Source organism: Bacillus sp. EB106-02-03-XG38 (genome assembly GCF_058792175.1).
In genome coordinates, this window is record NZ_JBYTED010000002.1 from 46,244 (window position 1) to 68,938 (window position 22,695).

The following is a 22,695-nucleotide window of genomic DNA, read 5'->3' on the forward strand; positions in this document are numbered from 1 at the left end:
ACCTTTAATAGCATCTTGTTTACATAATAAAATTATTCTATTATAATTTATTTTTGAATTCCTCACTTATTATAATGTCTCGAATAAAATAATCTACATTTTTTCTCAGCTTTTGGTATGCAACTTGATCTTCTATACCGTTAAACATAATAACAACTTCTACCTTATTACCTTTTTTATCTGTAGTATACAAACTTTTTGTCAATACGAATGCAGTAGAACCACCTTTTTGACCAGCATATTCGAACTTACTATTACTAACTGTTCCTTTGAAAATGTTCTCGATTTCTTCTTGCATTGGTTTTGGAAAATACTTTCTACTATTTATTTTTTCCATTATACTCATATAATCTTTAGCGTTTGCACCCACTAATCGATCTGACCAAATTCGCTGAAATTCCATATCTACCTTTAATGGAATATCCCGTTTTTTCCATTCTTCTTCGTCTTTCATCCATTCCTGTATTTGTAACACATGTTTATTATATTCATCTTTTGACATGTTACGTAACGTTTTTAATGACTGATTTTCTGGCACATGAAGTTCTTTTTCTACATACCCTCTCATATATAGCGAAGCAGTATATGAAGTGAACTTGTCATGACTAGTAAGTTCTAATTCTTTTAAACTGTCATTTACCCTTTCTATTCCAAGCTTATCTAGCAAATATGTTGTATTTGCATTAGAACTATAATGTATCATTCCTTTAGCGACTTCTTCTAAAGTAATTTGTCCATTTTTCACTAATTCTCTCGTTTTGACATCTTCTAACCAGTCAGGGTGCGCTCCACCATCAGTGTTTTTAACGTAATATTTATCTAGCTCCTGCAATGAAATTTGTTCATCACGACTTATTTTCCCTTCCGACACTTGCTTAGCAAATTCAACTGCTATTACGATTTTTGCCATACTCGCTAATGGCAATTTTTTATTTTTATTTATAGAAGTTAATACTTCTCCATTTCTTTTAATAAATAATGAACATGTTTCATCGTCTTTATGTTCTTTTATGTACTTTAATACGTAATTCGGATCTTCTTTTGACAAATAGTACTTCATAATAGCAAAGAAAGCTATAACAGCTACTATAATGACTCCTGCAACAATTCCTATAATCTTTAATATGTTCACAATATGCCACCTCTAATATATTCCCATCTATATCATCATTATAACGAACCCTATTACAAAATTATACAAAACAGAGTAACTCTTCCTAAAAAAGAAAGAGTTACTCTATTTCACATGACGTTATTTGTCCATTTAACGTAACGATTATATTTGAATCGTCACTTTGTTTACTATCTGTTAGTCGATTGGAGTTAGGAGGACCAATTACAACTGACTCTTTAATTGGCGAAAGGTCCTTTCCTAATTTTTCCGCATTTACACCGTATGCCGCTTGAAATACTTCTGGCGGTGTTAATCTAAGTATGTCTGATCCTTCTGCTGTTTCAAACTGATCGTTATTGAAGAACAAATGTAATTGTACTTCTTCTGTTACCGCCGTGATCCAATGCCACCATCCCATTGGAATAAAGACAGTTTGCCCCGCCTTTACATGATAATTTTGCAATTGATTCGTTTCCGGGTTTAAAATGGATGTAACTGCTTCTCCTGATACTACAACATCTAATTCCCATGCATTCGGATGCCAATGCGGTTCCCGCATATGCCCTTTCGTCATAAACAAATCAACAAACGCTCCTCCTATCATCGCTGGTAACTGCGTTGACGTAACTTCATATGCAACGTTTTTCTCATCCCTTTTAAAAAAGATGTTTTTTCTCGAATCAAAGAAAAGATTTGGAGTTCCTGAACTTTTCTTTAAATTTTTATTATCTGGAACATAACCTGAACTACTCATTTTATCCCTCTTTTCCACTCCGAACATTTCTAGTTTCACACTGTATCGTATGGAAAAAATGTATGAATGTGCCTAATCATTCACACAACAAAAAAACATGCCTTCATGATGAGAGCATGTTTTGTGATATTCTTCACATTGTTTAGTTAAAAAATAATCTTTTATTTACCATGATGTAACATTAAATCACTAAGTTCTTCTTCAATGTGATTTAATTTCGCAACGCATTCTTTCCATTTATGAATATATCGTGAAACCCCGACAATAAATAAAACGATAATTGTAGAAAGGATAATACCATACACGATTGCTACAGTACTCATAGTTACACTTCCTTATAATTAGTAATGTTGTTATTAGTTATATTTTTATTATAAACCTTTTTCTTTTAAAATACTTCGATTTCAACTTTTTGTAACAAAATTGATTTTTCTAATATTTCTTTCGTAAAAACAGCATATTTTTCACAAATTATACAAAACTTCACCATATGTACTATTACCATATGAGTTATATTATTTAATAGGAAAAAGGGGATGATATACTATGACGACTTGGTTTATTGTTATGTTAGTTGTATTTGGGGCATTTAAAATTATCGTTTCGAGCCTTCCTAACACTGTTATTGAATCCATTATTAGCAAGTACGAAACACATCCACAACTGGAAGAAGAGAATTCGACAGTTACAATCAATGGAAATAACTTAGAAGGAGAACAAAAATCTAAAATTATTCATGATTTTAACGAAGGTTTATTTTTAGATCGCTATTATGCACCACCACACAATGAGGGCACGCCTTTAATTATCAATGCAAAACGTGGCAAAAAAGATTTTATCTTTTACATTTATAGTCATGAAGAGCATGTTGATGTTGTAAAGCAATATAAAAAGAAGGTAGTTGCTTATAGCTTACGCTCTAAAAACCTTCAAAATAATGATATGTTCGTGTCAGCTGATTTAGCTTAATACTCATATATTAGAAAAAGGAATCCATATATGTATGGATTCCTTTTTCACTATTCACTGAAAAATAAGCTCTGTTTTCAAACTATCTTTCGGTAACAACCATCCTTTTTGGTCTAAACTCTTCATTAATAATTCTCTTTGTTCTTTTGCAATACTTTCCTCATTTGTTTTAAAAGACACTTCTATTACGAAATCATCTTCTATTTTCCCTGTATTACTTAGTGGCCAAACTTCAATATTCGTTTTACTATTTTCAAACTCCCCTGCATACCTTTTCATTAATACAGGACCGTAAATACGGGAATCCCTTAACATCTCTTCCCCCCAATTCGTATACAACCATTTGTTCATTTTCCCCGGTAACTTTTCTACTAACATGTTTTGAGCAGCTTTTTCGTTTGGTAAATCAAGTACTCCATATCCTTTCGCACTGTAGCTTTTCTTATTTGAAATACTTAACGTTTTCTTCTCAAATCCCCAATCTATTTCCGCCTCATAGTTATCGGTTTTACTATCAAATCCATCATTTTTAGCCACTTCTAGTGCATCTTGAATTACACCATTTTGAATAGGATACCTTTTTTTATATGTTAGCTCAAAATCTTTACTAAATTCTTTCTTTCGAATTCTCGCAAACCAACCTTCATTACTTAAATTTTTATTTGTCGTATCTAAAAATTGCACTTGTATTCTTTCATAATTTGTACCAGCCTGGAAATATTCTAGTACCTCTTGGTTTATCTCTTTGTTATATCCTAATACTTGTTCTGGTTTTAATAATAACTTCACTTCAAAACTAGGTGTCATTGGACTGGCAGCAAACCCTTCCTTAACGTTATACAGGAAACAACAAAAGAAAATGCTTACGAATACAAATACCTTTTTCATATACCCATCCCCTTTATATTTTAAATGACTTCTATACGTTCCATAGTAAGTGAATATACATTTTCATACCCTGCCATACTCAGCTTTCTCTGTAATCGATCCGTATCCTCTTTCAAAGCGTGTACTAACACCGTATGTTCTGGTAATAATGTATTTAACATCTCTTTCACGTCTCTTATACTTTGGTGAACTTTATATGGGACTCTCTTCACCTTACATTCTTTATCTACATGTTCTTTCAAAACTTTTTCTGCAAAACTCCCTTTCGTAATATGTCCAGTAAATATAATGGAATTTCGTTCTTCATGCCGGAGTTGTTCATAATATAACTGTGCTCGTTTCGTTTGCATATTCGCATCACTCATTACAACTATTCCATAACTATTTTGCGTACAGCTATCATGATCCATAACGATTATGTTTCTTTTTAAACTCTCCATAAACCCTTCAAGTTCTTCATTATTCTTGATCCAATCTTTATATAGGAACATCTCTTGGAATCCATCCAAAATTTCTTGATCTACTATAATGGGAAGTTCTTTATATTTTTCATACAAATACAATACGATATCTTGCGCTCTACCAAGCGGTGGCAATGGTAGTAATGCTATTCCTTTCTTTTGTGCAACTCGCTCAATTTCTGTACATAGTTCGTTTACTCGTTCATATTGCGAAACATCATCAGTATGATAAGCGGCATCAACAATTGCGACTTTTATATCACCGCGCAAATTCTCAGGTAAATTAGCTCGTAGTATGTTAGACTCTGCTGAATAATCTCCAGAGTAAAACACATATGTATGACTCATATCCACTAAAAACCAAACAGCTCCTAATACATGCCCACTATACCCCCATTGAAATCGCAATGTAGGAGTAATCTGTATCCATTCATTCGGATTACTAATCTCATCAATACATACATAATTTAAATCTTTAACATTTTGGTCGTTATAAGGTAAATGCCATCCTTGCGCTAAATTGTAGTTTCTCCATTTTTCATAATAAGCGGGAAGTTGCTCCTTCGTATAACGAGTCGTCCAAATTTTTTTCTTATATCCATACTTCGCTAATAATGGTAAACCCATTGTATGATCTTCATGAATATGTGATAAAAATACTGCATCTAAAAACGGTACAACTTCCCTATCTATTTTTGGATAACTATCCTCATATGATCGATTAATACCACAATCAAACAATATTTTTGTTTCTTTATTTTTTACGAAGTAGCAGGAACGACCATATTCCCCCGCTCCTCCCCATACTTCTATCCTCATCATGCTACCCCTTTTCGTTTTTGCTCTATATGTTGCAGAAGTAATAAACATATTGTTGTAAGTCCAACTGAAACGACAGCCATCGCCATTCCAATAGATACTTCTCCTTGTTCAAATTGAGCAAAAATAAATGTTGCTGACGTTTCTACTGATGGAGGTAGTACAAGAAGCGATGCTACTAACTCTCTAATCGAGATTGTAAATGTCATCGCCCAACCAGCGAGAATACCTGGAATAATAAGAGGTAATATGATTTCCCTAAAAATATAAATATAATTTCCAGAAAACATACTTCCTGCCTGCACGAGAGAATCATCAATTTGTCCGAACGACGCTTTTACATACTGCACCGTATAAGGTAAAAAAAGAACAACGTACGTTACGATAACCATGATTGGTGTATTGTAAATTGACAGGGGCATATAGGGTGAATTCCAAAACAAAATAAGCCCTACAACCATCACGATTCCTGGTACCATATTCGGTAACATACCGCACATATCAAGCCATTTTTCAAAGGACTTTTTCCCCTTTCGAATCATAAGCGCCAAAAAGACTCCAATTATAGCGGCCATAACCGCCGTTATAATTGAAAAGAGAAAACTGTTCCATAAAGCTTCTAATCCTGGGGATCCAATTGTAAACAATGCTTCATAATGACTTGTTGTAAAGTTATTTACATGTAAGCCGCCGCCTCTTAATTTTGATAATGAAGCAATAAGTATAGAAAAATACGGGATTCCAATTGATACAATTAATAAACCAATTACATAAACCCATGCTACAATGCGCGTAAAGATAGATAATGTATATCTTTTAGATTTCACACCTTTTCCACTAACCATTGCATAGGAGTACATTCGGTTCAATACGTTTTGCATATACCAAATGAGCATACACGCACTAAGTAATAATGAAGATAATGCGGTTGCACTACTAAAATCAATCGGCCAACTCGAAATAAATTTATGAATCTCTGATGTTAACACATGAAATCCTATTCTTCGTCCGAATGTAGCTGGTGTTCCAAATTCAGCAATCGTCTTTACGAAAATAAGTAAAGCACCCATTACATAACTTGATACTAATAGCGGCAATATTATTTTTCTTAAACGATAGAAAAATCTCCCACCATGGACTGCTGCAGCTTCTTCTTTACTACTCCCTATTTGAAGTAAAGTGTTCTTTAACATGAAGTAGAGGAATGGGAATAAATGAAGACTCATTATTAAAACCATACCACCTAAACTAAAAAACGAAGATGATATTGTCTTTAGCATCGGGAAAAACTGTTCGAAATAGCCGTTCGGTTGCATGAACAAAATCCAGCCCATCGATCCAATATACGGCGGCGTCATAAATGGAATCATAAAAACAATATCCAACTTACTATACTTTCCAACATCTGTTTTGCTCATAATGAACGCTAATGGAAATGCAAATATGGTTGCTCCTATTACTACGAGTACACCTAAAAGCATCGAGTTTAGAAAAATTCCAGCTAATCCACCACTCTGCATCACTTCAAAAGGCTTTAAAAAATTCCAACTACTATTTTCATATACACTAGAAAATAAAATGAGGAAAAGCGGAATGACGATTAACATCGCCACAAGTAATAACGCTAACGTCATTCCAACTTGTCTTACTGATATGAATCGATTTACCATGTAATCACCATCTTATTGAAATACTTTCTTAAATTGTTTTCCGATTTCATCTTGTTCTTTCTCAACTGTTTTCCAATCAATATTTAATACTGGAATCTCTTCTACATTCGGTCTATTTTCTGCTTTTATATCTGTTCTACCCGGTAATAAGTACGCTTTAGAAACTTGTTTTTGCACATCATCTGATAATAAATAATCAATAAACTCTTTTGCACCTTCTACATTTTTACTATCCTTCATAATCCCTGCTGCACGTGGGCTAATAACTGTTCCGCTTTTTGGATAAGCAATATCAACCGGTTCACCCTTTGCTTTTGCACTGTACGTCATATAATCAACACCAGCAATGACCATGTCTTTCGCACCTGTTACTACTGGATCTAACGCTTCTTGATTTGCCCCTGCTACTGTAACTTCATTTTTCTTAAGCTGTTCAAATAAATTCCAACCATCTTTTCCATTCTTTTTCACATATCCTGTTACAAAGTCTAAAGCTGAACCTGAAAGTGCTGGATCTGGAAGATTCACTTTTCCTTTCCATTCCCCTTTCGTTATATCACCCCAATCTTCAGGCTCTGTCTTCACATTTTTTGTGTTATACACAATTCCTAACGCTGACGCACTATATCCAAAATAATGTCCTTTATCGTCCGACCATTCAGAACGAAGCTTATCAGCTTGTTTCGCTTCTTTATAAGCTAACGTTTGTCCATCCTTTTTTAATCCTTCCATCGCTGGTAACGATGCAAGTACGACTACATCCACGACTGGATTTTTCTTTTCAGCTTCCATTCTCGCTAAAATCTTACCTGTTGTTCCTTGAAACATTTCTACTTTTATACCTGTTTTCTTTTCAAAGTCCTTTTGAATTTTTTCTGCTAATCCTTTTGGTCCTGCGCTATATACAACAATTTTCTTTTCATTCGTCGTTTTGCTTTTTGCATCTGCATTGCCTGTCTTTGAACTACACCCTGTTACTACAGCCGAAAATAATAAAGTACATACAAATAAAGACTTAAGCGAACTGAACTTCTTCATACGATTCTCCCCCTATATGATGAATACATTTTTTTGGCACATATAACGATACTGGTTTACCGATGCTTAATTTACTATTGTGATAAGCTGTCCATATTCCAAGTGCACCCATGTTTACTTTCATTTCATACCGTTCTCCTACATATGTAACGTGCCGAATTTCACCCGTAAACATTTCGCACACTTCATTTTTCGTCCAGCTTACATGCTCTGGACGAACCATTTGTTTCCCCTCTACAAGCCAATTTGCTTTACCAACAAATTTTGCAACAAATTCATGAGATGGCTTCACATAAATATCTTCTGGTGTTCCTTTTTGTAATACTTCTCCTTGTTTCATGACAATAATCTGGTCTGACATTGACATCGCTTCTGTTTGATCGTGCGTGACATACAATGCCGTTAAACCAATCGAATGAACGATATCCATAAGCTCTAATCGCATTTCTTCTCGCAAAATTGCATCGAGTGCACTCAGCGGTTCATCAAACAAAATAAAATGCGGTCTCGTTACAATCGCTCTAGCAAATGCGACACGTTGCTGCTGTCCACCTGAAAGTTCATGCGGATATCTTTTCTCCATCCCTTGCAGGCGAACTCTCTTTATTGCATCTTCGACTTTTTCCCTTAATTGATTCGTTTGCTTTGTAGCTCTTAAACCAAATGCAACATTTTCAAACACTGTCATATGCGGCCATAGAGCAAAATCTTGAAATACCATGCCGATATTACGTTCATGAGGAGATGTTTTAATTCTTTTAGTAGAAGAATACATGCACTTATCCCCAAAATATATTTCACCTTTATCTGGCTCTTCAAGCCCTGCAATCATTCTAAGTAAAGTTGTTTTCCCGCATCCAGAAGGTCCTAAAAGTGTAGTAAATTCACCTTGTTTCATAACAATTTGTAACGGTTTTAACGCCTGCGTTTTTCCAAACGTCTTTTCTAATCCATGAATTTTAATATCCATCGTATCACCTCTCTCCCCTCACTCTTAACTTGCTTTCATTCTATATGGAAGATTTATACTGAATGTTAATGTACTGTAAAGATTAAATTAAAAAACTTCTAATAAACTATTTATTTCTATAGATTTTTTCTATAGTTAAAATAAAAAAGGCGGCAACTCATAATGAATCTCTTAAAATTAGAAATTGTAGTGCTTATTAAGAAATATAAAAAACTTACGATTGTTGCAGAAAAACTTGGTGTGAAACAACCTACTATTACATTCCATATAAAAAGCCTAGAAGAGGAACTCGGTGTACCTTTATTTGAATTACGTTCTGGAAGATATTTCTTAACAGAAGCTGGTGAGGCACTTCATCATTATGCTTGTAAAATAGATGCACTTATGAAAGAAGCTAGACGGGTCACCCAAGAGTTTAAAGATTTCCATAAAGGCGCTATAACAATTGGAGCTAGTTACGTACCAGCGACTTATCTTTTACCAGAAATGATTCACCAATTTCAATGCGAATTTCCAAATATAAAAATAACACTTATGGTAAAAACAGCTCCTGAAATTCGAACAATGCTACAAAATCATGAAATTGATCTCGGGGTAATTTCTGCAGCACCGTTTGATGAATCACTTTTAAAAGAGACAAAAATAATGCCTGATACACTTGTTCTTGCTTTCTCAAAAGAACATCATTTTTCCAAAAAAGAAAATGTTTCATTACAAGATATTGAAAAGGAACGTATATTATTGCATCGTAATCCATCTACAACGAGAGATTTGCTTACAAAATGGATGTTAGAACATAACATTACGTTCCAATCTGAAATTGAATTAGATTCATTAGAAACGATGAAACAAATTTTAAAATATGGTAATGGTGTTGCTTTTATTTCCAAACTCGCTATCGAACAAGAAGTACACCAAAATGAACTATGTTATATACCCATCCCTGGATTTGAATTTCAACGTAACATTTATACGATTCATCATGAGGACAGATGGAATTCTAAAATTATTTCTTTTTTACTACATAGCATCACTTCTTATGCAGCCAAAAATTAAAAGGCTGTCGTTATGCACGACAGCCTTTTAAACTATTACTCTATTTATTTTTCTTCGCTTCAATTTTTGCTTGTGCCTCTTCAGCCTTATCTAATGCTTCTGAAACTTTTTTCTCTTTTTCTTTCACATCATCTATACTATCGACAGCTTTAATAAGTTTATCGATTCCTTGTTCTTCTACTTTTCTCCGCTTTGCTACTCTTTCATTCACTTTCTCTTCTACATCTTTTGCTTTTTGAAGCATATCCTCTGCATTTGATGTTACAGCTTTTTCAAGCGCATCGTCTTTTTTCATTTGCAACACTTCATTTGCAATGTCTTTTGCTTCTAAATACTTACCATCTTTTAATGCTGTAGCTCCACGATCCATTTTCTCGGCCATTTCTTTATATGATTTCGCTTCATTTCCTGACTTTTCTTTTTCCGCTTTTTCAAACCACATCGTTGCATCACTATATTTTTCATCTTTCAATGATTGCATACCTGTATCAATATACGTGCCATAATTACTACATCCAGCCATTACGACTAACAGAAAAAGCATAACAAAACTTAATTTTTTCATGATGTTTTCTCCTTTTCTTTGTCTGCTCACTATACTGTAACACACATGAAAAAGAGTTTCAAAAACTAAAATACTAATTTGGTCATTTTTATTATTTTCAAATCGACACATCTACTTGTTTTTTCGCCATATGTTGCTTTACCCCTACTAAAACAACTAACAATAAACCTCCGCCTATTGTCATCACAACAATGCTAGTTGGCAACATGTCTAATAATAATCCATATACAATCATACCGAGTGGTGCGATTGCAGTAGCAATTGTTTCAAGTAGGCCAAACACACGCCCTAAGTAGCTCGGATCTGTCGTTTTTTGCATATGTACTTGCATCGGAATATTTACAATCATAATTGCTATACCCGTTAACATCATAAAAGCAATATAGTAAATAAAACTTGCCACTTTTGGAATGGTAACTAACAATGGGAATACTGTACATAAACTTAAACCAGCAAACAAAAACAGTCCCGTATAAATAGAACGAAACGGATTATTCACTTCTTTACGCACTGATAAAGTAATCGCACCCATTAACATCCCGACCGCTAACATTCCCTCTACAGTACCGAGTTGCCTTGAAGATAAATGCAATGTATGGACGATAATATACGGAAGTGCAACGGTTAGCCCACACGCAAAAAAGTTTACCCACAGTGCTATTTTCATTAAACCATATATTTCATGTTGTCGTTTTACATATGAAAACCCTTCTTTTATACTCGTCAAGAAATGCTCTTTACTCTCAGCCACTTCTTTTTTGTATAAATCAAATACGATAAATAATTGCAAAACAACCGCTAAAAAGAACGTAATACTATTTAATAAAAAGAACGATTGAATGGAAAAGAATCCAAATACAACTCCGCCAATAATCGGCCCTAATATATTTGATAAAGAAGCAGCTGTTTGATTTAAAGCACTCGCTTTTTGAATACGTTCCTCATTTACTAAACTCGGAATAGACGAAGTTAATGCGACAGAATAAAAACTTGCACAAATTGATAATAATGCTGCTGAAACATAAATAAAAAGAAGTGATGGTCCAAACATAGTAGCAAGAATAAACATAATAAGCATCGTTAAACTACTTAATAAATCAGTGCCAATGACAAGCCATTTTCGATTCACACGGTCAGCTACAGCACCCGCAATTGGTCCACAGATCATCCTTGGAAGTGATCCGCAAACTAGCGTAGTTGCAAACCCTATCCCTGAACCTGTTGTCTTTAATACGTATAACCCCATTGCGAACGTATAAATTCCTGCCCCTAATAAAGACGTCATCTTTCCAATCATCATTAAAATGATATTTCTCGTTGCAAGCTTCATTCTTGTATCATGTTGTCCTATACCTACATCTCCCATAATGACTCTCCCCCTTAAAAGTTAAATTGTGTTAAACTTATTATATAATCCACTTTCTAAATTTCACAACAAAAAGTTAAATATAATTTAACTTTCCAATTATAAAGGAGCAATAATATGGCAACTCTCGGTGAAAAAATTAAAGCGTTACGTAAAGAAAAAAAACTTACACAAACAGATCTGGCAGGTTCGAAACTTACAAAAAGTATGCTTAGTCAAATTGAAAATGGAAAAGCTACACCTTCCATGAAAACATTACAATATATCGCTGAAAAACTTGAATGTGAAGCGAGTTTTTTATTAGAAGATGATGATGGAGAAATTGTAGAACTCATTACAAAAATGGAGCAACTCATAAAGGAAAACAAATGTGATGAAGTGTACAAGACTTTACTACCTATCGTTCAAAAAGAGCCCCCTTCTACTTTAAATACGGCTCGTATATACAAACAATTCGTAACTGCTGCGGTGATTATGAAAGATTACAACATTGAATCTTACGTAGAAAAAGCTGTTTCTATTTTTGAAAAATATAAGTTATACCGAGACAGTACGGAAACAAAATTAAAATTATCTTTTGCGATATTCACACGTAAAAAGTATGCAGAATGTTTACAACTTATATCTAATATTAGAAATGATTATGAAGAGAAACATTTAGAAATGGATCTTATTATACATATTGATTTATGTTTATATGAAGCCATCATATTACTAGCATGTGGCGATTATGAAAAATGTGAAGAAACGATATTAGAGACACTCGCATTTTCAAAAAAACATCAAGTGTATTATAAAACAGATGTATTTTACCGGATTTTATCTTACCAAAAAGTGATTACAGTTGATAAAGAGCGTTATTTATATTACATAAAAAAATCTGAGCAATTTGCCATTTTTACAGAAGATACTCTATCCATTGCGATGACTAATATTTTAAAAGCCTACTACTACAACACGATTACTAATGAATATACAATCGCATTAAAACATCTAGAACAATATCGAGAAAAACTAAAAGATCAGCCAATTTTTCAAGAGGACGGATTGTATTATCTTGAAAAAGGAAAAGCTTTATACGGGTTAAAACGTTACGAAGAAGCTTTAGAAGCATTGGAACGTGGTATTATACCGGATTATATGAACCACCCATTGGATCAATCGTGGCTTACAACAGCAGGTGCATATCGTGCACTTTGTTACGTCAAACTGAATGATAAAAAAAGAGCTCTTGAAGAAGCAACAAAAGCAAATGAAATGATACAATCGTATGCAGACTCTATTTTCTCTTCATTTATTAAAGAAACATTACAAATAATACAAAAACTTTAAGAATGTCTCTAAATGGTATATTATTCCTCTTTTTTAGCAAAGATAATAATGATGGGAGGAATATAAATGAATATTCAACGTGCAAAAGAGCTTTCTGTGTCAGCGGAGCAAGCGAATGTTAGTTTTCAAGGCATGCCTGTTATGATTCAACACGTCGACGAAAGCAATGAAACCGCCCGCATATATGAAGTAAAAAACCCAGGACGCGAATTAACAGTTCCAGTTAATAGCTTAGAGGAAATATAAGAAATGCCACTTCATTTTTTTGAAGTGGCATTTTTCTTTTTTTAGATTACTTATTATAAATTTCTTCTATCTTCTATTTTACAGGAGCTGAAAAAATAAGAATTTTCTACTTCTTTTCTTTTTGTGACCTGCTAAAATACAAACTATGGATTAATTATTCACACTATATTAAGGAGGAAAAATAATGGCATCTAATTTAGAAAAAAACAATTCTTATTATGCAGTTATATTCACTTCCAATTTATCTAATGATACAGCAGATTATAGTACAGTTGCCGATAAAATGGAGGAACTCGCAAAACAGCAACCTGGATTTCTAGGTGTAGAAAGTGCGCGAGATCATTCAGGGCTCGGAATCACAATTTCTTATTGGGAATCACTTGAAGCAATTGAAAATTGGAAACAGAACGCCTTACATAAAGAAGCGAAAAAAAGAGGCCGTGAGCAATGGTATGAAAACTTCCATCTGCGTATATGCCTTGTCGAGAAAGAATTTAAGTTTCATAGAGGTACATTGTAACGATGAAGAAAAAATTAGCTCTCGTTGTTGTTCATGAAATATATGGTGTGAATGACCATATGCATCACGTTATCCACCACCTCACTTCATCTCATATAGATGTATTCTGTCCTAATCTTCTACAATCGCACCATGCATTTCATTATAGCGATGAAGAAAAAGCATATCATTTTTTTATGAATCACATTGGATTTGATGATGGCAAAAAGAAAATTGAAGAATTCATTATTCATCTTTCTAATAATTATACACATATTGGACTTATTGGCTTTAGTGTTGGCGCTACTATCTCATGGCTATGTAGTAACAATCCGAAAATAGATTTTATTATCGGATGTTACGGTTCCCGTATACGTGACTATATTCATCTAAAACCAACATGTGCTACTTTACTTATTTTCCCTGAAAAAGAAGCTAGTTTTTCAGTATCTTCTTTCATTCAGTCGTTGCAGCAACAAAAAACTCCTTTATTAGAAATTAAACAACTACGCGGTGAACATGGATTTCTAAATCCGTACACTAAAAAATATAACGAGCACTCTACAAAGCAAGCATACTCTCTAATAGATGCATTTCTTGTAAAAAACACTTTTATAAAGGAGAGCTAAATGACACTTACATTACTCTTACTTATTTTCATATTCATTGCCTTTATATTTGCGCTAACTATCATTTTTATAACGGTTAAAAAAGGGAAGTTTTCCAAACGTCCCTACTTACAATCTATTATCGTTTACATTTTATTTTTTACAAATTGGATCTTATATGTAACATCTTTTTATTCGTTACTCCCCGAGAAAGTTAGCGAGTTCATATTCCTGCCCATTTGGTTTGTTCTTTGTATTTTAGGATGTATCGTTTTCTGGCGCGAATGGAGAAACAATCGTGTGTTCTCAATATGTATCGGTTTTCTTTCCCTTATTAGTTTTCTATTTGGTTTATTGTTGTTAGTTCTTTCGAGGATGTAAAACAAAAGGAAGAAAAGCCACCATTCAACTTTTCTTCCTTCTATCTTTACCTTTAGCTTTCACTGTCACTGATTCACAAGGTGTATAATATATTTGAGGTGTCGCCTTATCAACAAACATCATAAACGTAATGAAGCCGATAATAAAGAAAATAAACAACGTTAACAAAATTGCTCCTATCGTTAAAAGTATCATAACACCACCCCTATATCTTTCATGTTATTACACTTTTCGCTATTAAATGAGCGTAATCCTTTTTAGAAAAAGAAACGTAACAAAATAATCACAATCACTCCCGTTAATACTGTACCTAATAAACTACGAGTATATATCGCTACAAGAAATGTTGGGATTGCTGCGATAAGATAATCCCACTGCATCGTTTCATGCATAAATAATACTTGTGCTAAAAGTGCTGCTAATATTGCAATTGGTATGTAATTTAACCATTTTAAACCCCAGTCTGGAATTTGAAGTTTGCTAAATACGAGTAGAGGTAAAATTCGTGGTACGAGTGTGACAGCTCCTGCTGCTAGTAAAAGTAATATTACGTCCAATCTCATTTCCATTTTTCAATCACAACTCCAATCGTCGCAGCTAGAAATGTAGCGATAATAACCGCTATACTATCTGGCATAAATAAGTGTGAAACGTATGCAATCATAATTGCTACAATTGCAACAGTAAGATGAATTGCTAGTTTCGGTTTACTACTTATGAGCTGAAGTACAAATAACCCAATAAACATTGCCGGTAATGCATAATCCATACCGTACGTATGTGGATCTGGTATCCACTCACCAAACAACCCGCCAATAATAGTAGCAAGAATCCAATTTAAATATGCTGTGACATTTAAACCGATCATCCATCTTTCACCTAAATATCCTTTTTGCGCTGCGTGCTGCACTGCAACGCCGAACGTTTCATCTGTAATTTGAGAACCGATTATTACGTTTTTTAGTAGAGGAAGTTTCGTAAAGTACGGCGCGAGCGCAGCACTCATTAAAAGGTGGCGTAAATTAACAAAAAAGACGGTGAAAATAATTGCTGAAGCAGGCGCACCAGCTGCATACATACCAGCTAATATAAATTGGGCAGAACCTGCATAAATTAAAGTGGACATAAACGCAATTTCAATGATGGAGAAACCTGCTGTTTTTGCAATAACACCAGCTGCTATACCGATGCTTAAATAACCAAATACAGTCGGTAAACAATCTTTTACTCCTTGCTGAAATGTATCATCACTCTGCAAAGCTACTTGTGCCTGAGCTTTACTCATCCATATCATCCTCCATTCCTTCCATCGTTCGTTTTCCTGTTACGACATGAACTAAATCTATATTTTCACGCCATAGCGTATCTAGCTTATCCGCTCCAAATTCCTTCGTGATTTCTTCCACCATAATATCGTGCCGTACATACTCTGTAGCTACGAGAACTAGCGCTGGATCATATGTTGTAACGGCCCATGAAGTGTTATCATTTGAGAAGTTCGCAATTAATACTTCTTCCCCATCACGAGCAATAACGGTTAAATGACCACCCATTCTCTTTTCTACAACGTGGGGTGTCATATAATTATGGTGAAACGTCGCGCCTATTTTTGTATTGGGAGCACCAAATAAGATTGAAAATATATGTACACCTTCTTTTTCTTTCTGATGAATATATGGTTCAATTTTATGTACTTGATCTTCCCAAACAGAAATCCATAACTCTTCCTTCGCCCTATTAATTATATTGCATATTTCTTTTACAACACGATCATTTGAGCGAATATGCGAAATTACATCTATTTGTCGCTCTTGTTCTAAACCATTTAATTTCTCGTCTAAAAATTCAAAGGACTTTTCAAAATCTTTTCGCATTCGATTCATTAACTCCGTAGCTGGTACTGGTACATATTTTACTGGTTCAGTAGGAACGATATGCACCGCTCCTTTATCCATCAATTTACCGAGCACTTCATAAATCATCGAACGAGGTACCCCTGTTTGCTTACTCACTTCATATCCTGTTACTGGGGAATGTTTTAGTAGCCCAATATATGCTTTACATTCATACTGGGAAAAACCTAACTTTTGTAATTCCTTTATAATTTCATCCATCGGTAATCCCTCTCATTCTATATAACTCTCATTTTCAAACAACACATATATGTTAGTAGTTATTAGTATACCTACTAATATAAAAAAGCAGAACCACAAAGTCAATTGATAATTCTGAAATTCAAATCAAAAATAAAAAGCCTTCTTACGAAAGGCTTTTCTACATACTATCTCACCTATTTTAGCTGCAACGTATTTGATAAATTCTCCTCCAAATGTTCTCGTAAAGTAGAACCTGTATACTCTTCCCTAAATATACCGGCCTTCACGAATAAAGGAATGACTTTACTAAAGAATAGATCTAGTGACTTTGGAGGTCCTCCTGGAATAGCAATAAATCCATCTAACGCTCCCGTCTCAAACCTATCCATAATTTGTTTCGCAACGTCTTGCGCTGTACCAACCGCAACCCAATGAGCCGATCCAACAACTTCTGGTCGTTCCAGTATTTGTTCCAGTGTTGGTTCATTTTTGATAATGAAGTTCCGTAATAATTCAGCGTGTGTTTCACTGCGAACAGTTTGATCCCGACTTGGCAACATTTCTTCCGTAATCTTACTTTCTAGCGGCATCTCTCTCGCATCTAGTCCAAGAACCATTTCAAGTAACGCATATCTCTTCTCTTTTGTGAGATGTTGATGTGCTTGTCTATGCATTTCTAACGCTTCTTCATATGTATCACCAATAAAGAAATATAATCCAGGTAATACGCGTATATCATCTTGCTTTCGGCCATGCTGTTCTGCTCTTCTTCTTAAATCTTGACGCAGTTCCATTCCTGACTCTACATCTGGCGTTGCAGCAAAAATGGCATCCGCAACAGATGCAGCAAAATTCCGCCCTGACTCTGAAGCACCAGCTTGGAATAATGGCATTTCCCCTGAAATATGCTGCGGAATATTAATTGGACCTTTCACCTTAAAGTATTCGCCATTATGCTCAATAGGCTTTACCATCTCTCTAATCACATCAGGGTTATCTACTTTCAATACTTCATTAGGGTGACTTCTCCAAAGTTTTCTTACTAACGCTGTACATTCTGCCGCTTTCGCGTATCGCTGCTCGGATGATGGCATCCCTTCCTCACCAAAGTTTTCAGCACCGTCAATGGATGTAACAATATTCCACCCTACTCGGCCGTTACTAATCCAGTGTAAAGATTGTAATTGCCTCGCTAATATATATGGTGGATAAAACGAAGTCGAGGCAGTCGTAACCACTCCAATTTTTTCTGTTACATAAGCAATAGCTGTAAATAGTAATGTCGGATCTAAAATGACATTTCCTTTATTGCGAGCAATTAAATCTGGGTGCGCCACTAAATAATCCGCTTTAAAAACAAAATCTAACTTAGCCTTTTCTGCCTGTAGTGCCAACTCTACTTGCTCATTAATTCCCGAATTAAATATACTATCTTCTTTCTTTCTCGAAATTAAACATAATCCAATGCAAAGTTGTTTTTTTGTAGACATACACACCATCCCCTTGTTTTTAATTTACCTAGTTAAACAAATGTTGCTGTCATTATAAAATTAGATAAAATGATAATGATTATCAATATCATTTTATGGTGTGACTGTAATAAAAGCAATAATAAAAAAAGACTCCCACTAATGGGAGTCTCCTATCTCAATATTTCATTCGCTTCTTTTTCATAAATTTTATCAAATGAAGTCATAACACGTTGTGATGCTGAAATCATTTTTTGGTCTGTCATAAGATCAGCCATCTCTTTCGTCATATCTACATTTGAATTTTCTAGCATATGGTTTTTTACTAAGCCTGTTCCATTCGGTAAATCAGCAATGTTCCCTTCTGCTAGTGTAAAGCTTTTGTTCTCTCTTTGTACGAGACGATTATTCGCTTCTGCACCTACTGTTTTTGTTTGCAGGCGAGCAATATTATTTTGTGTTACCGCATCATATAACGTACCGTCTGCTTGTACAGCGACCTTTGCTCCTTCAGGAATACGAATACGTTCATTATTCTCTCCCATAACAAAAGCACCAGATGATGTTTGCAAATAACGATCACTATTTAATGTAAAACTACCGTCTCTCGTTAAAAACGTTTCATTATTTTTAGATGTAACGAAAAACGAAGCTGTGCCAGCAGTTCCATCATCTAAAAAGAAATCTGTATCACTATTTGTTATTTGTATATTTCCTTGTACTAAGTTCACATGCGTTGCGGCCGGTACTACAGCGTAATCAGTCGAACCGATATTTGTCACAGCTCCATCACCACGGCGATATGTGTCTTGTACATCAAATACTTTAGAAGTCATATTTTCTGCTTTAAATCCTGTTGTTTGAGCATTTGCAACGTTATTCGAATGAACATTAATACGCTGCATGTAATTCATCATACCCATAGAACCTATATAAAGACCGTTCATACTCGCTTGAATAAGGCAGTTGCCTTATCCTTCACCTCTCTTCTATGATGTTTGCAACATTTGTTTCGCTAAATGTTCAGCTGTAGCGATATGTATATGTTGCTTCACGTCTTGCCCATCTGTCATTAATACAATTGGAGCTGATGATACTGCTGGAATTTTCAATAATTCACCACTACTTGCTGTTTCATCAAATTTCGTAAATACGATACCATCAATATGAATATCTTTAAAATTCGTAATGATTTCAATCATATCTTTACTTTTCATCGAAGCTGATAACGTTAAACAAATGTAATCTGGCTCTACTTGTCCCATTGTTTCAATCATTTCTTCTACTGTTTCTGACGCACGATAATTTTTTCCGGCTGTATCAATTAAAATATAATCGACGCGAGCTTCTTCTTTAAAATACGTAAGTGCTCTTGTCATGGCAGCCTCATCACGGACAGCGATTACTTCAAATCCAATTGTCTTTACGTAATCTTGCAGTTGCTGTACGGTTCCAATGCGTGAATGATCTGTCGTAATAAAACCAACCGTTTTTTTCTTACCGTGAAACTGCCATGCCATTTTCGCAAGTGTCGTCGTTTTTCCAACACCAGTTGGACCGATTAATGCAATTGTTTGTACTTCTTTTTCAAATACGTTTTCCGTGTTGAAATGAGATCTCATATCTTCCAATATATATTCGATCACTTCTTCTTCTGTAATCATCGTTGCATTCTCAAACTTCACTTTTAACTTTTCAGCATATGCATGAATGAAGTATTGTTCTACATCGTTTTGCTCTAGCATGCGAATTACTTTTTGAATAATAAATGGTACAGATTCTTGCTTTTCTTTTTTTACAACTACTTCTTCTTTCTTGACAGGAACGACTTTCTTCACAGGTTTTTGCTTTTTCGTTACTTTCGTTTCTTCCGTCTGTTTCACAACGACGATTCCTTTTTCAAACAACTTTAATAGTTTCTCTTTCTTTCTTTCCCATTCTTCACTATTTCCTGTTTGCATCGCCGAATATGACATAGGGGTCGTCACGTTTTCTAAATTGTGCAGTACCGTTTGAATTCCATTCGCCTTCATAATTTGTTCTGAAGGGTCATTCACAACATCCATTAATTGTTCATGAAATTGGGCTGCGCCTTCGTTCACTTCTTCCTGTTTATCCTCTGGAAAAGCAACTAACATTTCATAATTCTTTTTCCAAAAAAACGGGATATTTCGTTTTACACTTTCATCGACAACGTAATAATAATCTGTACCATATTGGTCAAATAACTTTCGATACAATTCATTTTTCGAAGCTGCTTTTATACGCATTAACGCTTCTTTCTTTTCTGTACTTTCCATTACTTCACCCCCTACTATTCAATATAGGCAATTTGATCTACAACAATTTCTGGTGCTAATTCGCTAATACAAAGTACTTGCGCTTCTACTTGATAGCGCTCAAGGAGTCTTACAATCGCAAACCTGAAATCTTTTCTACGCGTTAATAATACTGGTTCTCTTCCCATTAACCTCGCTTGTTTAAATACGCGTTGTACTTGTTCAACGACACGCGATTCTAAATCTAAATCCCAGTTTAATAAGTAACCTTGGTATGAATTATTTACAACATCCGCATCTAACTCGATTGAATCTGAGAAGAGCGCCGCGTATATTTTACCGTCAGGATTTTTTGCATTTTCACAAATTACTTTTGAAATACATTCACGGACGAATGACGTTACACCGTCTACATGATTTTGATAAATTTCTTTTCCGTCAATAATACCTTCGATAATAGTTGGTAAATCACGAATAGAAATACCCTCTTTTAGCAATTGTTTAATAACATTTTGAACGAGTGATAAGTCGATTTCTTTCTTCTTAATCTCTTCTAATAAAACGCCGTTATCGTTTTCAAGCGAGTTAATTAAGTCTTTTACATGTTGACGCTGAATTAACTCATGAAGATTACGTCTAACGATAACATCTAAATGTGTAATTAATATGCTAAGTGGCTCTAATACTTGATAGCCTTTCATTTGTGCATCTTGTACCATATGCTCTAAAATCCAATATCCATCTTCACCGAAAATCGGATCTTTCGCTGGTTCTGCATCTAAATCGGCCATTACATTCGGTGTTTTCAATGCTAATAAGTAACCTGATTTTAAAACTCCTTCAGCTGCCTTCGCACCTTTAATGCGAATAATGTAACGTCCGCGTGGTCTAAAACTCGTATTATCTTTAAAGTTAATGCCAGGAACGTTAATACCAAGATCGGTAATAATCGACTTCCTCATGAGAACAACTTTATCACGAGCGGTTTCCCCATTAATCTTCTGCTTTACAAGTGCTGCTAAATCTAAACCTAGCTCTACAATAATTGGATATTTATCCGTAAATACTCCAAATGAATCTTCCACTTGTTGCAGTTGCTCATCTTCGCCTTGAATCATTTCTATTTCTTTTTGAAGCTCGTCTTCTTTTTCTTTCTTTATTCGGTTTTTATTACGAATTCCTAAGAAGATAATTGTTCCACCAACGAGTGCGAATGGTAGAAATGGTAGCGGAGTAAAAATACCCATTGCAATAAATAAACCACCAAGCGCATATACAACGACTTCATGTGCTAATAACTCTTTAAAGATACCTTCAGTTACCGTATCAGGTGAACCGTCAAATACACGCGTTACGATAATACCTGTTGAAATCGCAAGCATTAACGAACCAATTTGGTTTACGATTCCGTCACCGACAGTTAACTGTGTATAGTGAATAGCTGCTTCAGCAAAACTCATGCCCTGCTGCATCATGCCGACAATTAAACCGAAAATAATGTTTACAAATAAAATGACAATCCCGAAAATAACGTCCCCTTTAATGAACTTTCCGGCACCATCCATCGCTCCGTAAAACTCTGTTTCCATATTTAATTTCTTTCGTTTTGCCTGTGCATCTTTTTCAGTAATAATGCGCTGGTTTAAATCCGCATCGATTGACATTTGTTTCCCTGGTAAAGAATCAAGTGTAAAACGTGCTGCAACTTCAGCTGTACGAGATGCACCGTTTGCAACGATAAACTGGAATATGATTAATACTGTAAATATAACGATACCAATTAATAAGTTCCCGCCAATTACGAACTGACCGAACTCTTCAATAACATGCCCCGCATTTCCGTCTGTCAAAATCGCTCGCGTCGTCGATACGTTAATCGATACGCGGAAAATCCCGATTAATAACAACATCGTCGGAAATGACTTTAATTCATCCCACTCGTTAATACTTGTTGCTCGCATATAAATAAGCACTGACATACTTAGTAGAAAAACGATAATGATATCAAGTATAAATGGTGGAAGTGGAATTAAGAGCGCCACTACGAATGACGCTGCTAAAAAGATAGAAAAATAGGTTCTTGCAGAATCTATCTTAAACACAAGAGATCTCCTC

Annotated in this window: 26 protein-coding genes; 7 read left to right on the plus strand and 19 right to left on the minus strand. The window is 34.7% G+C overall.

Features of this window, described 5'->3' with window-relative positions; all coding sequences use genetic code 11:
* Window positions 1-40 precede the first annotated feature (40 nt).
* The 4 genes from AC3WTI_RS09460 to AC3WTI_RS09475 form a co-directional block, all read right to left on the minus strand.
* A complete protein-coding gene (locus tag AC3WTI_RS09460; protein WP_097841970.1) occupies window positions 41-1,132 on the minus strand; it encodes a serine hydrolase in 1,092 nt (363 codons plus the stop codon).
* Between the two features lie 100 nt (window positions 1,133-1,232).
* Window positions 1,233-1,868 (minus strand): cupin domain-containing protein, encoded by a 636-nt coding sequence (locus tag AC3WTI_RS09465; RefSeq protein ID WP_087958244.1) that lies wholly within the window; start codon window positions 1,866-1,868, stop codon window positions 1,233-1,235.
* Between the two features lie 161 nt (window positions 1,869-2,029).
* Window positions 2,030-2,191 (minus strand): peptidase, encoded by a 162-nt coding sequence (locus tag AC3WTI_RS09470; protein WP_087958243.1) that lies wholly within the window; start codon window positions 2,189-2,191, stop codon window positions 2,030-2,032.
* Window positions 2,192-2,256: 65 nt separating this feature from the next.
* On the minus strand, window positions 2,257-2,373 hold the full coding sequence (locus AC3WTI_RS09475) for a multidrug transporter MatE (protein WP_087958242.1): 117 nt from the start codon (window positions 2,371-2,373) through the stop codon (window positions 2,257-2,259).
* Between the two features lie 41 nt (window positions 2,374-2,414).
* On the opposite strand from AC3WTI_RS09475, the gene AC3WTI_RS09480 reads away from it, so the two are divergent.
* Window positions 2,415-2,837: a YfmQ family protein gene (locus AC3WTI_RS09480; protein ID WP_087958241.1), complete on the plus strand. Its 423-nt coding sequence runs from the start codon at window positions 2,415-2,417 to the stop codon at window positions 2,835-2,837.
* A 54-nt stretch (window positions 2,838-2,891) separates the two neighbouring features.
* Here AC3WTI_RS09480 and AC3WTI_RS09485 read toward each other — a convergent pair whose 3' ends face one another.
* Genes AC3WTI_RS09485 through AC3WTI_RS09505 form a run of 5 tightly spaced genes read right to left on the minus strand, consistent with a single transcriptional unit; the run spans window position 2,892 to window position 8,683 of the window.
* On the minus strand, window positions 2,892-3,725 hold the full coding sequence (locus AC3WTI_RS09485; RefSeq protein WP_087958240.1) for a hypothetical protein: 834 nt from the start codon (window positions 3,723-3,725) through the stop codon (window positions 2,892-2,894).
* A gap of 20 nt (window positions 3,726-3,745) precedes the next feature.
* Window positions 3,746-5,008 carry an MBL fold metallo-hydrolase gene (locus AC3WTI_RS09490; RefSeq protein ID WP_142286641.1) on the minus strand — a complete coding sequence of 421 codons (1,263 nt, stop codon included), beginning with the start codon at window positions 5,006-5,008 and terminating at the stop codon, window positions 3,746-3,748.
* Window positions 5,005-6,675 (minus strand): ABC transporter permease, encoded by a 1,671-nt coding sequence (locus tag AC3WTI_RS09495; protein ID WP_492304358.1) that lies wholly within the window; start codon window positions 6,673-6,675, stop codon window positions 5,005-5,007. Before AC3WTI_RS09495 ends, AC3WTI_RS09490 begins: the two co-directional genes overlap by 4 nt.
* A 12-nt stretch (window positions 6,676-6,687) precedes the next feature.
* Entirely contained in the window at window positions 6,688-7,713 is a 1,026-nt protein-coding gene (locus AC3WTI_RS09500) for an ABC transporter substrate-binding protein (protein WP_087958238.1), read from the minus strand.
* A complete protein-coding gene (locus AC3WTI_RS09505) occupies window positions 7,691-8,683 on the minus strand; it encodes an ABC transporter ATP-binding protein (protein ID WP_087958237.1) in 993 nt (330 codons plus the stop codon). Before AC3WTI_RS09505 ends, AC3WTI_RS09500 begins: the two co-directional genes overlap by 23 nt.
* Before the next feature lie 162 nt (window positions 8,684-8,845).
* Here AC3WTI_RS09505 and AC3WTI_RS09510 point away from each other — a divergent pair, with 162 nt between their 5' ends.
* Window positions 8,846-9,739 carry a LysR family transcriptional regulator gene (locus AC3WTI_RS09510; protein WP_097841968.1) on the plus strand — a complete coding sequence of 298 codons (894 nt, stop codon included), beginning with the start codon at window positions 8,846-8,848 and terminating at the stop codon, window positions 9,737-9,739.
* Window positions 9,740-9,779: 40 nt separating this feature from the next.
* Here AC3WTI_RS09510 and AC3WTI_RS09515 read toward each other — a convergent pair whose 3' ends face one another.
* Both AC3WTI_RS09515 and AC3WTI_RS09520 read right to left on the minus strand, forming a co-directional pair.
* Entirely contained in the window at window positions 9,780-10,304 is a 525-nt protein-coding gene (locus AC3WTI_RS09515; RefSeq protein WP_087958235.1) for a DUF4398 domain-containing protein, read from the minus strand.
* Between the two features lie 97 nt (window positions 10,305-10,401).
* Complete coding sequence (locus AC3WTI_RS09520) at window positions 10,402-11,670, minus strand: MFS transporter (protein WP_087958234.1); 1,269 nt, start codon at window positions 11,668-11,670, stop codon at window positions 10,402-10,404.
* Between the two features lie 117 nt (window positions 11,671-11,787).
* On the opposite strand from AC3WTI_RS09520, the gene AC3WTI_RS09525 reads away from it, so the two are divergent.
* The 5 genes from AC3WTI_RS09525 (at window position 11,788) to AC3WTI_RS09545 (ending at window position 14,736) form a co-directional block, all read left to right on the plus strand.
* On the plus strand, window positions 11,788-13,002 hold the full coding sequence (locus AC3WTI_RS09525) for a helix-turn-helix domain-containing protein (RefSeq protein ID WP_097841967.1): 1,215 nt from the start codon (window positions 11,788-11,790) through the stop codon (window positions 13,000-13,002).
* A 66-nt stretch (window positions 13,003-13,068) separates the two neighbouring features.
* Window positions 13,069-13,248, plus strand: a complete 180-nt coding sequence (locus AC3WTI_RS09530) for an H-type small acid-soluble spore protein (protein WP_001025740.1) — start codon at window positions 13,069-13,071, stop codon at window positions 13,246-13,248.
* 184 nt (window positions 13,249-13,432) lie between these two features.
* Window positions 13,433-13,768, plus strand: coding sequence for an antibiotic biosynthesis monooxygenase family protein (locus tag AC3WTI_RS09535; RefSeq protein WP_048527180.1), 336 nt, complete (start codon window positions 13,433-13,435; stop codon window positions 13,766-13,768).
* A gap of 2 nt (window positions 13,769-13,770) precedes the next feature.
* Window positions 13,771-14,376: a dienelactone hydrolase family protein gene (locus AC3WTI_RS09540; RefSeq protein WP_097841966.1), complete on the plus strand. Its 606-nt coding sequence runs from the start codon at window positions 13,771-13,773 to the stop codon at window positions 14,374-14,376.
* The gene (locus AC3WTI_RS09545; RefSeq protein WP_097841965.1) at window positions 14,377-14,736 is read left to right on the plus strand and encodes a hypothetical protein; all 360 of its coding nucleotides are present in this window, start codon (window positions 14,377-14,379) and stop codon (window positions 14,734-14,736) included.
* Window positions 14,737-14,760: 24 nt separating this feature from the next.
* On the opposite strand, the gene AC3WTI_RS09550 is transcribed toward AC3WTI_RS09545, so the two are convergent.
* From AC3WTI_RS09550 to flhA, 8 genes are all read right to left on the minus strand, one after another.
* The gene (locus AC3WTI_RS09550) at window positions 14,761-14,931 is read right to left on the minus strand and encodes a DUF3951 domain-containing protein (RefSeq protein WP_000602229.1); all 171 of its coding nucleotides are present in this window, start codon (window positions 14,929-14,931) and stop codon (window positions 14,761-14,763) included.
* Window positions 14,932-14,993: 62 nt separating this feature from the next.
* The gene (locus AC3WTI_RS09555) at window positions 14,994-15,305 is read right to left on the minus strand and encodes an AzlD domain-containing protein (RefSeq protein ID WP_000425935.1); all 312 of its coding nucleotides are present in this window, start codon (window positions 15,303-15,305) and stop codon (window positions 14,994-14,996) included.
* Window positions 15,296-16,021, minus strand: a complete 726-nt coding sequence (locus AC3WTI_RS09560) for an AzlC family ABC transporter permease (RefSeq protein ID WP_097841964.1) — start codon at window positions 16,019-16,021, stop codon at window positions 15,296-15,298. The genes AC3WTI_RS09555 and AC3WTI_RS09560 overlap by 10 nt, the downstream gene beginning before the upstream one ends.
* On the minus strand, window positions 16,014-16,850 hold the full coding sequence (locus AC3WTI_RS09565) for a TrmB family transcriptional regulator (RefSeq protein ID WP_097841963.1): 837 nt from the start codon (window positions 16,848-16,850) through the stop codon (window positions 16,014-16,016). Before AC3WTI_RS09565 ends, AC3WTI_RS09560 begins: the two co-directional genes overlap by 8 nt.
* A gap of 176 nt (window positions 16,851-17,026) precedes the next feature.
* Window positions 17,027-18,322, minus strand: a complete 1,296-nt coding sequence (locus AC3WTI_RS09570; protein ID WP_097841962.1) for an NtaA/DmoA family FMN-dependent monooxygenase — start codon at window positions 18,320-18,322, stop codon at window positions 17,027-17,029.
* Window positions 18,323-18,474: 152 nt separating this feature from the next.
* Window positions 18,475-19,248 carry a flagellar basal-body rod protein FlgG gene (locus AC3WTI_RS09575; RefSeq protein ID WP_097841961.1) on the minus strand — a complete coding sequence of 258 codons (774 nt, stop codon included), beginning with the start codon at window positions 19,246-19,248 and terminating at the stop codon, window positions 18,475-18,477.
* A gap of 42 nt (window positions 19,249-19,290) precedes the next feature.
* On the minus strand, window positions 19,291-20,601 hold the full coding sequence (flhF, locus tag AC3WTI_RS09580; RefSeq protein ID WP_097841960.1) for a flagellar biosynthesis GTPase FlhF: 1,311 nt from the start codon (window positions 20,599-20,601) through the stop codon (window positions 19,291-19,293).
* Window positions 20,602-20,615: 14 nt separating this feature from the next.
* Window positions 20,616-22,682: a flagellar biosynthesis protein FlhA gene (gene flhA / locus AC3WTI_RS09585; RefSeq protein ID WP_097841959.1), complete on the minus strand. Its 2,067-nt coding sequence runs from the start codon at window positions 22,680-22,682 to the stop codon at window positions 20,616-20,618.
* Window positions 22,683-22,695 lie beyond the last annotated feature (13 nt).